Origin of the sequence: Mesorhizobium sp. B2-4-13, assembly GCF_006658535.1 — a bacterium.
In the GTDB taxonomy this organism is placed as follows: domain Bacteria; phylum Pseudomonadota; class Alphaproteobacteria; order Rhizobiales; family Rhizobiaceae; genus Mesorhizobium; species Mesorhizobium australicum.
Genome location: NZ_VFVB01000002.1, coordinates 306,436 through 319,975, shown reverse-complemented (window position 1 = coordinate 319,975; position 13,540 = coordinate 306,436). Strand labels below are relative to the sequence as shown.

Here is a 13,540-nt window from a genome sequence, read left to right as displayed (position 1 = left end):
TCCATCCGGCCCCGGCCGGGATGGTCCAGGCTCGGTTTCAATAGTTCCCTGGCGCAGGAGCGCCGGACCAAGGCAATGAAACGCACCATGCCGCACGCGGAAAGTTACGACTACATCATCGTTGGGGCCGGATCGGCCGGTTGCGTGCTCGCCAACCGGCTGAGCGCCGACCCCGGATGTTCGGTGCTGCTGCTCGAGGCCGGCGGCTGGGATCGCGACCCCATGATCCACATCCCGCTTGGCTGGGGCAAGATCCTGACCGAGCGACGTCACGACTGGATGTATTTCTGCGAACCGGAAGACAATGTCGGCGGACGCAGAGTCGAGTGCGCCCGCGGCAAGGTGATCGGCGGATCTTCGTCGACCAACGCCATGGCCTATGTGCGGGGAAATCGCGGCGATTACGACCGTTGGGCGGCCAGCGGGCTCCAAGACTGGTCGTACGACAAGGTGCTGCCCTATTTCCGCAAGCAGGAGAGCTGGGAAGGAGGCGCGAGCCACTTTCGCGGCGGCAATGGTCCGGTCAGCACCCAGTTCTGCCGTTACAAGGACCCGCTGATCGACGCGTTTGCGCAGGCCAGCGTGGAGGCAGGATATCCACAGACGGACGACTACAATGGTGAGCGGCAGGAAGGTTTCGGCCGCCTCCAGATGACAATCTCGAAAGGTCGGCGCAGCTCGACCGCGTCCGCCTATCTGCGGCCAGCCCTGAAGCGGCCCAATTTGACCGTGCTGACCGGAGCGACGGCGACGAAGATCACGCTGGAGGGCACACGCGCCACCGGGGTGGTTGTGAACCATGGCGGCGGCCAACGGTCGGTCGTCGCCCGCAAGGAAGTCCTGCTCTCGGGCGGCGTCATCAACACGCCGCAACTTCTGATGCTGTCCGGCATAGGGGCGCCAGAGGAACTCGCGACGCACGGTATCCAGACGCGGGTCAACCTGCCGGCGGTCGGCAAGAACCTGCAGGATCACGTCTCGGTCATTCTCATGTACCGGCGCCGGGGGCCGGGCGGCCCTTTCCTTCGCAACATGCGTGCCGACCGGATCGGGTTCGATTTCGCCAAGACCTACTTCACGGGACGAGGTTTCTCGGGAGATGTGCCCGGTGGGGTCGTCGCGTTCCTGAAAAGCGGCCCGGAGCGTCCGTTGCCGGATGTGCAACTGCTGTTCACGGCCGCCCCGCTCGCCGCGTGGCCGTATTTGGAGCCGTTCAAGGCGCCATTTCCGGACGGGTTCGCCACACGGATCGTGGCGACGCAGCCTGAAAGCCGGGGCGCGGTGAAATTGGCCTCGGCCGATCCTCTCGTGGCGCCACTGATCCACCAGAATTTCCTCGCCTCGCCGAAGGATTGGGAGTCGCTTCGGGCCGGCTTCCGAGTGGCGAGGGACCTCGCGTCGCAGCCCTCCATGCAGCCCTTCATCGAGGCGGAGTTTTTCCCTGGCCCGAAGTGCCAGAGCGACGACGAGATCGATGAGCATATCCGCAAGACCTCGATCACCGTGCATCACCCGGCAGGAACCTGCCGGATGGGTGCCGACGCGGCCTCGGTCGTCGACCCGCAATTGCGGCTTCGCGGCGTCGACGGCCTGAGGGTGGTGGACGCTTCCGTCATGCCCGACCTGGTCTGCGGAAACATCAACGCGGCGGTGATCATGATCGCCGAGAAAGCCGCCGACCTTATCGCGGCATCAAAAGCAGCAACGCAAAGCAGGGCAGCATAATGATCCAGCGTATCGCCATCATCGGTCTGGGTACGATGGGGCCTGGCATGGCCGCCCGGCTCGCCAGGGGCGGCCTGCAGGTCGTCGCCTACGATGTTGCCCCGGCCGCGATCGAGCGCGCGGGGTCCATGCTGGGCGTGGCCGAGGGCGTTCTCGACGCCCTGGGTATCGCGGTGCCTCCGGCCGGCGCCGGAACGGTCCGCTTCACGGATGATATCGCAGACGCGGTATCGGGCGCCGACCTCGTCATCGAGAACGTTCCGGAAAACATTTCGATCAAGGCCGATGTCTATCGCACGATCGACAGCCTGATCGCATCGGACACGATCGTGGCGTCCGACACGTCGGGCATTCCGATCACCAAGCTGCAGGCGCACGTCTCCCATCCCGAGCGGATGGTGGGCATGCACTGGTCGAACCCGCCGCATATCATCCCGATGATCGAGGTGATCGCAGGCGAAAAGACCGCGCCGCGTATCGTGACGACGATTCGCGACCTGATCCGCTCGATCGGTCTCTTGCCGGTGGTGGTGAAGAAGGATGTTCCGGGCTTCGTCGAAAACCGCGTGCTCTATGCGTTGCTGCGCGAGGCGGTCGACCTTGTCGAGCGCGGTGTCATCGAGCCGGAAGATCTCGACACCTGCGTCTCGTGGGGCATCGGCTATAAGATCGCGGTCATCGGGCCGATGGCGCTGCTCGATATGGCGGGCCTCGATATCTACAAGTCCGTTTCGTCGTTCCTCAACGCCGATCTCTCCAATCGCGACGATGTCGCGCCGATGGTGCTGGAAAAAACGAACGCGTCGAAGCTCGGCATCAAGTCGGGGGAGGGCATGTTCTCCTACACGCCCGAGCAGACAAAGGCGCTGCAAGGCGAACGGGCGCGCAAGCTCGTCGCGGTGCGGCGCATCCTGGAGGGCCGGGAGTAGCCATGACACATCGTGCTCACAAGGCCGGTCGGGTTGAGGTACCGCATGGAGGGCCAAGCCATGCGTGTTGAAACCATCCGGGCAGCCGGTGGCCGGCCGGCCCATATACGTCACGACGACCTGATCTCCGCCAAGGGCGTTTCGGTTGTCATGGCCAGGCAATTGGTTCTGCAGAACATCGATCTTTCGGTACCGAAGGGATCGTTTGTTTCCCTCATCGGTCCTTCCGGCTGCGGCAAGAGCACCTTGCTCAAGGTTCTGGCCGGACTTGTAAATCCGACAAGCGGCAGCGTTTCGATCGCCGGGCTTTCGCCGGTCGAGGCGGCGCGCAAGCGCATGATCGGCCTCGTCTTCCAAGACGCCAACCTTTTGCCGTGGAAGAACGCCGTCGACAACGCTTCCATGCTGCTCGGCATCGCCGACAAGTCGCTTTCGCGCGCGGAGCTGCGGGCGCGCGGCCAGGAGATGCTTGAGCTGGTCGGCCTGGGCGATGCTGCCCACAAGCGTCCAAACGAATTGTCGGGCGGCATGCGCCAGCGCGTCGCCATCGCGCGGGCCCTGGCGCTCGATCCGGCGGTGCTGCTGATGGATGAACCGTTCGGCGCGCTCGACGCCATTACCCGCGACCAGATGGGTCAGTCGCTGCTGGAGATCTGGCAGCGCACCGGCAAGACCATCGTTCTTGTCACCCACTCCATCGACGAGGCCATTCACCTGTCTCGCCATGTTCATGTGCTGGGAATCAAGCCCGGCCGGATCACCGAGAGCCTCGATATTGGCCTGCCCTATCCGCGCGATCTGTCGGTGACGGAAGATCCGGAGTTCGTCAGGCTGGTGGTTCAACTGCGCACCATGCTGCGCGCCAGCCACCAACCGGGAGGCGCGTCATGAGCGATCAACCCATCACCAATCCCTCCGACTCGCGGCTTACCTCGAGTTGGGTGGCCGCGACCGGCAGCTGGCTGCCGGCGATCATACTTTTGCTGGCGACGATCGTCGTATGGGAAGCCGTGGTGCGAATTTTCGCCATCTCCGCCTTCATCATTCCTGCCCCGTCCGAAATCGCGCAATCGCTGGTCGCGCAATGGGCTACGCTGATGCAAGCGACACTGGTGACGGCAGGCGAGATCCTGTTCGGGTTCCTTGTCTCCGTGGTTGTCGGCGTCGCCATTGCGCTGGTCATCGTGCGCTTCGACTGGCTGGGCCGGGCGCTTTATCCGCTGGTGGTGCTGTTCCAGAACGTGCCAAAGGTAGCGCTGGCGCCGATCTTCATTCTCTGGTTCGGCTATGGGCTCGCGCCCAAGATCGGCCTGATCCTGGTCATCGCCTTCTTTCCGGTGACATTGTCGATGCTGGCCGGCATGCAGTCGGTCGACCGTTCGCTGCTGTCGCTGATGAATTCGGTCGGCGCCAGCCCGACGCAGATCCTGTTCAGGATCCGCGTTCCGCATTCGCTGCCGAACCTGATGGCGGGAACCAAGATCGCGGCCACGCTGAGCGTGATCGGCGCCATTGTCGGCGAATTCGCCGGCGCCTCGGACGGCTTGGGCTACGTCATCCAGTTCGCCTCGACCCAGCTCGACACCGCGCTGGTCTTCGCGGCGCTGCTGCTCGTCTCCGTGCTTGGCATCGCCTTCTACTATGCCGCCGAAATCCTCGAACGCATCGTGGTGCCCTGGGCACCGAAATTCAGCCAGGCCTAGGCCTCTCGATCAACCACCGTCAATAAAAGGGAACAAAAATGCTGAGACGCTCACTTATCAAGGTAGCCACGCTTGCGGCCTTTGCCGGCGCGCTTGGCTTCTCGAACGCGGCGCTGGCGGCTGACAAGGTCACCGTCCAACTCGATTGGGTGGTGCGCGGCAACCACGCCATGTTCTTCGTCGGCAAGGAAAAAGGCTTCTTCGCCAAGAACGACATCGACGTCGCTGAAATCCGAAAGGGTTCGGGTTCGCCGGATGCCATGCGGCTGGTGGGCAACGGGAACGCGGATTTCGGTTTCGGCGATCTTCCCACGCTCGCCGTCGCCCGCTCGCAGAGCGTTCCGGTGGTGGCGGTGGCCGCCGTCAACCAGCACTCGCCGCTGGCAATCATGTCGCTCGCCAAGACGGTGAAGCTCACCAAGCCGGCCGATCTCAAGGGCCTGACCATCGGCATTCATCCAGCGGGCTCGACCTACATCTTCTTCAAGGGCTTCCTGGCGGCCAACGGCCTGACCGAAAAGGACATGACGCTGAACAGTGTCTCGCCGCCCTATGAAAGCTATCTGCTTCTCGGCCGGGTCCAGACGGTGGTCGGCTATGTCGACGCCGAGGTTCCCGAACTGGAAGCCAAGGCGGGCGGTCCCGGTTCGCTCAGCATCATGATGGGCGCCGACCATGGCTGGAAGGCTTATGGCTCCGGCCTGTTCACCTCGGAGACAATGATCAAGGACAAGCCGGACGTCGTCGCCCGTTTCGTCAAGGCCTACAGGGAAGCCTTCGACTATGTTGTCGCCCATCCGGAAGAAGCCGCCGAGATCACGGCGAAGGCTGCTCCAGGCTATGCCGACAAGAAGGATGTGCTGCTGGCCCAGATCAACGCGGACATCGCTTCCACCTTCACCAGCCCCGACACCAAGGACCACGGCCTCGGCTGGATGACGAAGACGCAGTGGGAGGAAACGCTGAAGACGCTCACCGACCAGGGCGTGCTCAAAGCGGCGCTGTCGGCCGACGACGTCTTCACCGACAAGTTCCTGGCGAAGGAATAGGGCACCATGGCCCGGACGGACCGATCAATGAGCGCCTACCGGCATGCCAGGCTGTCCTGCTCCATGCCGCAGGACACCTCGCGCTCGCCTTTGGCGGCGTCGGTTCGGTCGAGCGCGATCTGCCCGCGCGTGGCATATGCGCGACCCGCGAGGCCACACCACAGGCGCTCGACCGGCAGGTTTTCGCGCTTGTCGTTGAGGATGGTGAAGGTGCCGGTCTTGGGATCGAACCAGAGTTCGACACGAGCGCTCATGCCCGGCTCTATCGTGGCGATCCCTTCTGAATACCAGTGGGCGAAGTCGGCGTTGCAGGACACGCCTTCCTTGCCGGCATTCGAAATCGTCAACGGCACCATATCGAGCCCGTCGGTGCCCTTGCGGACGATCACGTGGTGCAACTCAACGGCGTTGGCAAGCGATGTGAACGCCAACATCACGGGGAGGATATAACGGACTTTCACTTTGCCTGAGCTCCATGGGTAGCTTTCTCAGGCAGTCTATCTCGCTTGTGCGCAATAACAATAAAAATATTGATTGGAAATCAAACAGAGAGGGTAACATGTTAAAGATCCTGAAGCGCAGCGTAAGTGCATTAATACTGTCTGGTATCTTGACGGGCGGCGCGCTTGCCGGCGAAGTCAAGTCGATCGCCATCCTCACGCCTGAAGAAGGCACGGACTATGGCTGGAACCAGCAAGGCATCGACGCCGCCAAGGCAGCCGGCAAGGCAGCCGGCGTCGAGGTGGTCGTGGCGCAGGGCCTCGGCTATGGCGATGTCCGTCCGACGCTGCGCGAGCTCGCGTCCGACGGCGCCAGCCTGCTGATCGCGCATGCCAGCGGCTACAACACCTCGGCGCCCGAGATCGCCAAGGAACTGAAGGTTCCGGTAGCGATCGTCGATACGCCGAACGGGCTGGAGAAAGGCCTCGTCGCCGACTACACGCTGAGCGGCCACCAGGGCGCCTATCTGGCCGGCCGTCTCGCCGCCAAGATGTCGCGCTCGAAGTCGGTCGGCATCGTCGTCTCCGGTGAACCGCCATCGTGGAACTCGCAGTCGGCGGCGTTCGCGCAAGGGGTGAAGGCGGAGAACCCGGACGTCAAGATCACCTATGCGGTGATCGGGCCGGCCGCCTACAGTGACGCTGCCGGCGGCAAGCGCGTCACCGAAAGTGTCATCGCCTCGGGCGCCGACATCATTTTCGGCCAGGGCAACGGCTCCAGCTTCGGCATGCTGCAGGCGGTCGAGACGACCAAGGCCGCCGATGGCGGCAAGGTCTATTTCATCGACGTCATCGGCGACAAGTCGCCAATCGACAAGGGCTTCCTGCTGTCATCGGTGGTGTGGAACATCGAACCGGTCTACGCGGCGATGATCGCCGACCTGAAGGCCGACACGTTCGGTACCAAGCATTATTCGATCGGCCTCAAGGACGATTCCGTGCAGTTGCTGAAGACCGCCGCCATCCCCGACAAGGTCTGGGGCGAAATCCAGGCGCTTCGCGAGGACGTCATTTCCGGCAAGATCAAGGTCGAGCCAGTCTATGACGCGGCCGCCGTCAGGGCACTGATGACAAGCGTCGCCCAGTAAGGCGATCAGAAGTCGGCTGCCGGAGGGGCGATCGGTTCGCCCCTCCGGATATTTCCCGTTTTCCAGTGCTGGGCTTTCATGAGCAGTCTTTCTTCATCGCCCGTCGACAGCCGCGACATCGTCGCGCTCGAAGCCGTGACCAAACGCTTTCCCGGCATTGTCGCCAACGACAGCGTCGACCTGTCGATCCGCCCTGGCGAGGTGCATGTGCTGCTCGGTGAGAACGGCGCGGGAAAATCCACCTTGATCGGCATGCTGTCTGGCCTGCAGCAGCCGGACGAGGGGCGCATACTGGTCGACGGCAAGCCGACGCCGATCACGTCGCCGCGCCATGCGCTGGCGCTTGGCATCGGAACGGTGTTCCAACACATGATGCTGGTGCCCACCCTGACGGTCGCCGAGAACCTGCTTCTTGGCGGGCCCTGGTGGCAGCGTCCGAGGACCGAAGAGCTTGCGGCCCGCGTGGCCGAGATCACTGGCAGCCTCGGCATCACGGTAAAACTGCATGCCAAGGTTTCGGAACTTTCGCTCGGTGAGCAGCAGCAAGTCGAAATCCTGCGCGCCATGGTGCGCAACAGCCGGCTGCTGATCCTCGACGAATCCACCTCGATGCTGACGCCGAGGGGCATCGAGGAACTTGGCGCGCTGATGCGGCGCCTCGTCGAACAGGGATTGGCGATCGTCTTCATCACCCACAAGCTCAAGGAGGCGGCCGCCTTCGGCGACCGCATCTCGGTTCTCAAGCTCGGCCGCAAGGTGGGCGAGATCCCGCCCGAGCGGTTTCGCACGCTCGGCGAACAGGAGATTATTTCCGAGATCGTGGAGTTGATGTTCGGCAAGCAGAAGGACGATCCCGAAGCGGTCGAACGTCCGGCCCGCGCCGTCGATGCCAGTGCCGCGCCCCTGCTGCAGGTCGCGGATCTCACGGTCGCGCCGACCGACAATGCACCCGGCCTGTCGTCGGTCTCCTTCGACATCCGTCCGGGCGAGATACTCGGCATCGCGGGAATTGATGGCAACGGCCAGAAACAGCTGGCGGAGGCCTTGGCCGGTCAACGGGTGGCGACCAGCGGCTCGGTCCGGCTGGAGGGCACCCCCATCGAGGCCCTGAGCGTCGGCGAACGCCGCCAATGCGGCCTTCGCTACCTGACCGACGACCGGCTGGGCGAGGGCACCGTCGGCACGTTCCCGGTCTCCATGAACTTCTTCCTCAAGCAGCTAGGGGCGGCGCCCTTCTGGCGCAGCGGCGTCGAGCAGCGCGCCGAGATCGACAAACGCGCCGCCGAACTGGTGCGCGAATACGATGTGCGCACGCCAAGCCTGAAGACGCCCGTTGCGCGGCTCTCCGGCGGCAATATCCAGAAGGTGCTGCTGGCGCGGGAACTGGCCGAAGGCGCCAAGGTGGTGATCTTCAACAAGCCGACCTACGGGCTCGATCTCGCCAACACGCTGGCCTCGCGCCAGCGCATCCGCGACACGGCGGCACGCGGCCTCGCCGTACTCTTGATCTCCACCGACCTCGAGGAACTGCTCAGCATGTGCGACCGCATCGCCGTCATCGCCAATGGCGCCCTGGTCGGCACCGTGGCGAATGCCGACGACGCCCGTGCCAGGGTCGGCCGCCTGATGATCGGACTTGCCGCATGAGCATCGACACCGCACCCACCGCCGGCGCCACCGCACTCGATGCCACGAGCGCCGCCGCCACGCGGCGAGACATAGTGCACCGGCTGCTGATGACGCTTGGGCCGATCCTTGCTGCTCTCGTCATCGCCGGCTGCATTCTGCTTGCCGTCGGCGTCGACCCGCTCGCTTACTATGGCTACGTGCTGGAGAAGGGCCTCTTCTCGCCGCTCGGCATCCAGCAGACGCTGACGCGCATGGCGCCACTGCTGTTCCTCGCCGCCGGCCTGATCGTTGCCTTTCGCGCCGGCATGTGGAACCTCGGCGGCGACGGCCAGTTCCTGCTCGGAGCCGTCACGGCGGCGGCCAGCGCTCCCGTGCTGGTGCAGGTCATGCCAGCCTGGCTGGCGTTGTTCTGCGCGTTCCTGATCGCAATGGTGGTCGCCGTGATCTGGTCGCTGGTGCCGGCGCTGCTGCGCGCCTATCACGGTGTCAACGAGATCATCACCACCCTGATGATGACGTTCCTCGGCACGTCGCTCGCCAATGTGCTGGTCAAGCTGGTGTTTCGCGATCCCGGCACGACCGTGCCGCAGACCCGCACGCTGCCGGTGGAAGACCGGCTGCCGCGCCTGTTCGAAACCACCATCACCAGTGGCCTGCTGCTCGGCCTGGCGGCAATCATCATCGTGCATCTGGTGATGACACGCACGGCGTTCGGCCTGAAATTGCGGATCGTCGGCGCCAATCCACGCGCGGCGGTTCATTCGGGGCTGGGTGTGCCCGGCCTGACGATTGCCGTCTTCGCCATTTCCGCCGGGCTCGCCGGCCTTGCCGGCGCTGTCGACATCGTCGGCGTGCAAGGCAATGTTCGCGCCGACTGGAACCCCGCCTATGGGCTGGCGGTCATTCCGGCCGTGTTTCTCGCCCGCATGAACGGCTTTGCCGCGATCGGCTTCGTGTTCCTGCTTTCGGTGCTGTCGATTGGCGGCGAAAGTGCTGCACGGCGGCTTGGCGTGCCCAATCACTTCACGCTGGTGCTGGTCTCCATCGTGCTGATCGTGCTCGCCTTGGCCGAATATGTCGACCACCGCTATCATCAGTCGAGAAAGGCGTAGGGCATGACCGGGCTCTTCAGCGAAGTCTTTCTCAGCGCATTGCTGTTTGGCGCCGTCACCGCCGCCATTCCGCTGCTGCTTGCCGGACTCGGCGAGCAGATGTCGGAAAAGGCCGGTGTGCTCAACATCGGCATCGAGGGCATGATGCTGGCCGGCGCTTATCTCGGCTTCGTCGGCGCATTCTATTCGGGATCGCTGTGGCTGGGCTTCCTCACCGGCGCTGCGGGCGGCGTCGCGGTGGCGCTGATCATGGCGCTGCTTTGCGTGCGCATCGGGTTGAACCAGATCGTCATCGGCATCGCGCTGACGCTTGGTCTCGAAGGCCTGACGGCGCTGCTCCATCATTTCCAGTTCTCGCGCAGCTATCCCCGCCTGCCGGCGGCGGACGCAACCGTCATTCCGGTGCTGTCCGACATTCCGGTGCTCGGCCCGGCCTTCTTCAGGCATCACTTGATCGTCTATCTGGCGGTCGCCCTGGTGTTCGCCATGAGCTACCTCTACCGCCGCACGCAACTCGGTCTCAACCTGCAGGCAGCGGGCGACAAGCCGGCCGCGCTCGATGTCGCCGGCATCGACGTCATCAGGACCCGCACCATCGCGGTGCTGACGACCGGCGCGCTGGCAGGGCTTGGCGGCGCCTATCTCGCCAATGTCGGAGCGGGCCTGTTCATTCCGTTCATCACCAATGGCGCCGGCTTTCTCGGCATCGTGCTGGCCATGCTGGCGCGGGGACGGCCGATCTGGGTGCTGTTCGGCGCTCTTCTGTTCGGCGTGTGCCTGTCGCTGACGACGGCCATGCAGGTGGCGGGCATCAACATACCGACCGATGTCATCCAGATGCTGCCGTTCCTGGCGGTGATGATCATGCTGGTGCTGTTCGGGCGGCGGGCCAGCCTGCCGGCGGCACTGGGCATTCCATACGAGCGCGGCGCGCGCTGAGAAAAACCAGACGCGCGGATGGAACCCGCGCCGGAAAAGGAGGCAACAATGTCGGATACCAAGGTCTACCTGCTCGACGGCGGCTCACTTGTCCTCGACGGCTATCATGTGTTCTGGAACCGTGGCCCAGGCGGCGAAGTGCGCTTCCCCGTCTATTCGATCCTGATCGAGCATGCCGAGGGCCGCTTCCTCATCGATACCGGCTATGACTACGACCATGTCATGAAGGTGCTGCCCTTCGAGAAGCCGATCCAGGAAAAGCACCAGACCATTCCCGGCGCGCTGGCGCTGCTCGGGCTGGAGCCGAAGGACATCGACGTCGTCGTCAACTCGCACTTCCATTTCGACCATTGCGGCGGCAACAAGTATTTTCCGCATGCCAAGAAGATCTGCCACCGTTCGGAGGTGCCGCAGGCCTGCAATCCGCAGCCCTTCGAACATCTCGGTTATTCCGATCTGAGCTTCTCGGCGGAAGCGGCGGAGGCACGCGGCGCGACCGCGCAATTGCTGGCAGGCACGACACGGGCCAACTCGACCTTCGAGGGCATCGACGGCGACATCGAACTGGCCAAGGGCGTCAGGCTGATCTCGACCCCCGGCCACTCGATCGGCCATTACAGCCTTCTGGTCGAGTTTCCCAAGCGCAAGCCGATCATGTTCACGATCGACGCCGCGTACACGCAGAAGAGCCTGGAAACGCTTTGCCAGGCGGCCTTCCATATCGACCCGGTCGCGGGCGTCAATTCGATGCGCAGGGTGAAGAAACTTGCCGAGGACCATGACGCCGAGCTGATGTACTCGCACGACATGGACAACTTCAAGACCTACAAAACCGGCACACAGTTCTACGGCTGATCGCCGTCAATCCGGAGACCAAGACCATGCGCTATCCCGATCACGCGGATCCGGTCCTCACGCTGACGGCGGGGCCAGTCAATGCCTATGCCGAGGTGCTGCGGGGCCTCGGCCGCACCGTGCTCTACGACTATGACCCGGCCTTCCAGCTCTTCTATGAGAAGGTCGTCGACAAGGCTCAAAAAGCGATGCGGCTTTCCAACAAGCCAGTCATCCTGCACGGAGAGCCGGTGCTGGGTCTTGAGGCGGCAGCGGCGTCGCTGATCACATCGGACGACGTCGTGCTCAACCTTGCCTCGGGCGTCTACGGCAAGGGGTTCGGCTATTGGGCGAAGCGCTATTCACCGCATCTCCTCGAAATCGAAGTGCCCTACAATGAGGCGATCGACCCGCAGGCGGTTGCCGCCATGCTGAAGGCGCATCCGGAAATCACTGTCGTCTCCGTCTGCCATCACGACACGCCGTCGGGCACCATCAACCCGATCGATGCCATCGGCGCGCTGGTGTCGGCGCATGGCGGTTACCTGATCGTCGATGCCGTGTCGTCTTTCGGTGGCATGAAGACGCATCCGGAGGACTGCAAGGCCGACATCTATGTGACCGGCCCGGGCAAATGTCTTGGCGCGCCGCCAGCGCTGACGATCATGGGGGTCAGCGACCGCGCCTGGGCCAAGATGAAGGCCAACAAGGCGGCGCCCCGCGCCTCGATGCTGAGCATCGTCGACTGGGAGAACGCCTGGTCTCGCGACAAGCCATTCCCCTTCACGCCCTCGGTGGCCGAAGTGAACGGCCTCGATGTGGCACTCGATCTCTATCTCAACGAGGGGCCGGAAGCGGTTTGGGCGCGCCATGCACTGACGGCCAAGGCCATGCGGGCAGGCGTCGTCGCCATGGGCCTGTCGATCTGGGCCGCCAGCGATGCAATCGCCTCGCCGAGCACCACGGCCGTTCGCACACCCGACGGTGTCGACGAGAAAGCACTTCGCCAGGCAGCGCGCGCCTGCTACGGCGTGGTGTTTTCGTCGGGTCGCGGTGAAACTTTGGGGAAGCTTACACGCATCGGCCATATGGGCCCGACGGCACAGCCGATCTATGCGATCGCGGCGCTGACGGCGCTTGGCGGCGCCATGAACGCGGCTGGCCAGAAGCTTGCGGTCGGCAAGGGCATCGACGCGGCGCTGGCGGTGATCGACGCCGACGCCTGAACAGACATCAACAGACTGCGCATTGAGGGAGAAATTTCATGACTGAACGGCTTGCGGGAAAGACGGTGCTGGTGACGGGGGCGGCACAAGGCATCGGCAAGGCGATCGCGGTGCGGCTGGCGGCCGACGGCGCGACCGTCATCGTCAGCGACATCAATGCCGAGGGCGCCAAGGCCGCGGCCGCCGAAATCGGCGGCAAGGCGAAGGCGATTGCAGCCGATATTGCCGATCCGGCTTCGGTGAAAGCGCTGTTTGGCGAGATACAGGCACTCACCGGCGGCGTCGACATCCTGGTCAACAATGCCAGCATCGTGCCGTTCGTCGCCTGGGACGACGTCGACCTCGACCATTGGCGCAAGATCATCGACGTCAACCTGACGGGGACCTTCATCGTCACCCGCGCGGCGACCGACCAGATGCGGGCGGCGGGCAAGGCCGGACGCGTGATCAGCATCGCCTCCAACACCTTCTTTGCCGGCACGCCGAACATGGCGGCCTATGTCGCGGCCAAGGGCGGCGTCATTGGCTTCACCCGGGCGCTGGCCACCGAGCTTGGCAAGTACAACATCACGGCCAATGCGGTGACGCCCGGCCTGATCGAGAGCGATGGCGTCAAGGCAAGCCCGCACAACGAGGCGTTCGGCTTCGTCGAGATGCTCCAGGCGATGAAGGGCAAGGGCCAGCCCGAACATATCGCCGATGTCGTGTCGTTCCTGGCCAGCGACGACGCCCGCTGGATCACCGGCCAGACGCTGAATGTCGACGCCGGGATGATCAGGCACTAAGGGCAATCGTCAAGTCCGGCG

The 13,540-nt window shown here is 64.0% G+C and carries 13 protein-coding genes; 12 read left to right on the top strand and 1 reads right to left on the bottom strand.

Going from position 1 to position 13,540, the window contains the following annotated elements:
- Positions 1–87: 87 nt before the first annotated feature.
- From FJ936_RS05730 to FJ936_RS05710, 5 genes are read left to right on the top strand one after another with little or no spacing between them, the layout of a single operon-like run.
- Positions 88–1,725, top strand: coding sequence for a choline dehydrogenase (locus tag FJ936_RS05730; protein ID WP_140790988.1), 1,638 nt, complete (start codon positions 88–90; stop codon positions 1,723–1,725).
- Positions 1,725–2,654, top strand: coding sequence for a 5-formyl-3-hydroxy-2-methylpyridine 4-carboxylate 5-dehydrogenase (fhmpcd1, locus tag FJ936_RS05725; protein WP_140790968.1), 930 nt, complete (start codon positions 1,725–1,727; stop codon positions 2,652–2,654). Before FJ936_RS05730 ends, fhmpcd1 begins: the two co-directional genes overlap by 1 nt.
- Before the next feature lie 60 nt (positions 2,655–2,714).
- Positions 2,715–3,545, top strand: coding sequence for an ABC transporter ATP-binding protein (locus FJ936_RS05720; protein WP_140790966.1), 831 nt, complete (start codon positions 2,715–2,717; stop codon positions 3,543–3,545).
- The gene (locus FJ936_RS05715) at positions 3,542–4,357 is read left to right on the top strand and encodes an ABC transporter permease (protein WP_140790963.1); all 816 of its coding nucleotides are present in this window, start codon (positions 3,542–3,544) and stop codon (positions 4,355–4,357) included. The genes FJ936_RS05720 and FJ936_RS05715 overlap by 4 nt, the downstream gene beginning before the upstream one ends.
- 38 nt (positions 4,358–4,395) lie before the next feature.
- Entirely contained in the window at positions 4,396–5,406 is a 1,011-nt protein-coding gene (locus FJ936_RS05710) for an ABC transporter substrate-binding protein (protein ID WP_140617626.1), read from the top strand.
- A 35-nt stretch (positions 5,407–5,441) separates the two neighbouring features.
- On the opposite strand, the gene FJ936_RS05705 is transcribed toward FJ936_RS05710, so the two are convergent.
- Positions 5,442–5,867, bottom strand: a complete 426-nt coding sequence (locus tag FJ936_RS05705) for a hypothetical protein (RefSeq protein WP_140790961.1) — start codon at positions 5,865–5,867, stop codon at positions 5,442–5,444.
- 98 nt (positions 5,868–5,965) lie between these two features.
- Between FJ936_RS05705 and FJ936_RS05700 the strand changes: the two genes are divergently transcribed.
- The 7 genes from FJ936_RS05700 (at position 5,966) to FJ936_RS05670 (ending at position 13,519) form a co-directional block, all read left to right on the top strand.
- Positions 5,966–6,994: a BMP family protein gene (locus FJ936_RS05700; RefSeq protein WP_140790959.1), complete on the top strand. Its 1,029-nt coding sequence runs from the start codon at positions 5,966–5,968 to the stop codon at positions 6,992–6,994.
- A gap of 78 nt (positions 6,995–7,072) precedes the next feature.
- Positions 7,073–8,641 carry an ABC transporter ATP-binding protein gene (locus FJ936_RS05695; protein WP_140790957.1) on the top strand — a complete coding sequence of 523 codons (1,569 nt, stop codon included), beginning with the start codon at positions 7,073–7,075 and terminating at the stop codon, positions 8,639–8,641.
- Complete coding sequence (locus FJ936_RS05690; protein WP_140790955.1) at positions 8,638–9,735, top strand: ABC transporter permease; 1,098 nt, start codon at positions 8,638–8,640, stop codon at positions 9,733–9,735. The genes FJ936_RS05695 and FJ936_RS05690 overlap by 4 nt, the downstream gene beginning before the upstream one ends.
- A gap of 3 nt (positions 9,736–9,738) precedes the next feature.
- Complete coding sequence (locus tag FJ936_RS05685; protein WP_140790953.1) at positions 9,739–10,674, top strand: ABC transporter permease; 936 nt, start codon at positions 9,739–9,741, stop codon at positions 10,672–10,674.
- Positions 10,675–10,722: 48 nt separating this feature from the next.
- Positions 10,723–11,529 carry a 4-pyridoxolactonase gene (locus FJ936_RS05680; protein ID WP_140790951.1) on the top strand — a complete coding sequence of 269 codons (807 nt, stop codon included), beginning with the start codon at positions 10,723–10,725 and terminating at the stop codon, positions 11,527–11,529.
- 26 nt (positions 11,530–11,555) lie between these two features.
- A complete protein-coding gene (locus FJ936_RS05675; RefSeq protein WP_140790949.1) occupies positions 11,556–12,734 on the top strand; it encodes an alanine--glyoxylate aminotransferase family protein in 1,179 nt (392 codons plus the stop codon).
- A gap of 38 nt (positions 12,735–12,772) precedes the next feature.
- Positions 12,773–13,519 carry an SDR family NAD(P)-dependent oxidoreductase gene (locus FJ936_RS05670; protein ID WP_140790947.1) on the top strand — a complete coding sequence of 249 codons (747 nt, stop codon included), beginning with the start codon at positions 12,773–12,775 and terminating at the stop codon, positions 13,517–13,519.
- Positions 13,520–13,540 lie beyond the last annotated feature (21 nt).

Bases quoted from the DNA above. Each gene is read 5' to 3' on its own strand.
- FJ936_RS05730 (WP_140790988.1), top strand. From the start codon at position 88: ATGCCGCACGCGGAAAGTTACGACTACATCATCGTTGGGGCCGGATCG.
- fhmpcd1 (WP_140790968.1), top strand. From the start codon at position 1,725: ATGATCCAGCGTATCGCCATCATCGGTCTGGGTACGATGGGGCCTGGC.
- FJ936_RS05720 (WP_140790966.1), top strand. From the start codon at position 2,715: ATGCGTGTTGAAACCATCCGGGCAGCCGGTGGCCGGCCGGCCCATATA.
- FJ936_RS05715 (WP_140790963.1), top strand. From the start codon at position 3,542: ATGAGCGATCAACCCATCACCAATCCCTCCGACTCGCGGCTTACCTCG.
- FJ936_RS05710 (WP_140617626.1), top strand. From the start codon at position 4,396: ATGCTGAGACGCTCACTTATCAAGGTAGCCACGCTTGCGGCCTTTGCC.
- FJ936_RS05700 (WP_140790959.1), top strand. From the start codon at position 5,966: ATGTTAAAGATCCTGAAGCGCAGCGTAAGTGCATTAATACTGTCTGGT.
- FJ936_RS05695 (WP_140790957.1), top strand. From the start codon at position 7,073: ATGAGCAGTCTTTCTTCATCGCCCGTCGACAGCCGCGACATCGTCGCG.
- FJ936_RS05690 (WP_140790955.1), top strand. From the start codon at position 8,638: ATGAGCATCGACACCGCACCCACCGCCGGCGCCACCGCACTCGATGCC.
- FJ936_RS05685 (WP_140790953.1), top strand. From the start codon at position 9,739: ATGACCGGGCTCTTCAGCGAAGTCTTTCTCAGCGCATTGCTGTTTGGC.
- FJ936_RS05680 (WP_140790951.1), top strand. From the start codon at position 10,723: ATGTCGGATACCAAGGTCTACCTGCTCGACGGCGGCTCACTTGTCCTC.
- FJ936_RS05675 (WP_140790949.1), top strand. From the start codon at position 11,556: ATGCGCTATCCCGATCACGCGGATCCGGTCCTCACGCTGACGGCGGGG.
- FJ936_RS05670 (WP_140790947.1), top strand. From the start codon at position 12,773: ATGACTGAACGGCTTGCGGGAAAGACGGTGCTGGTGACGGGGGCGGCA.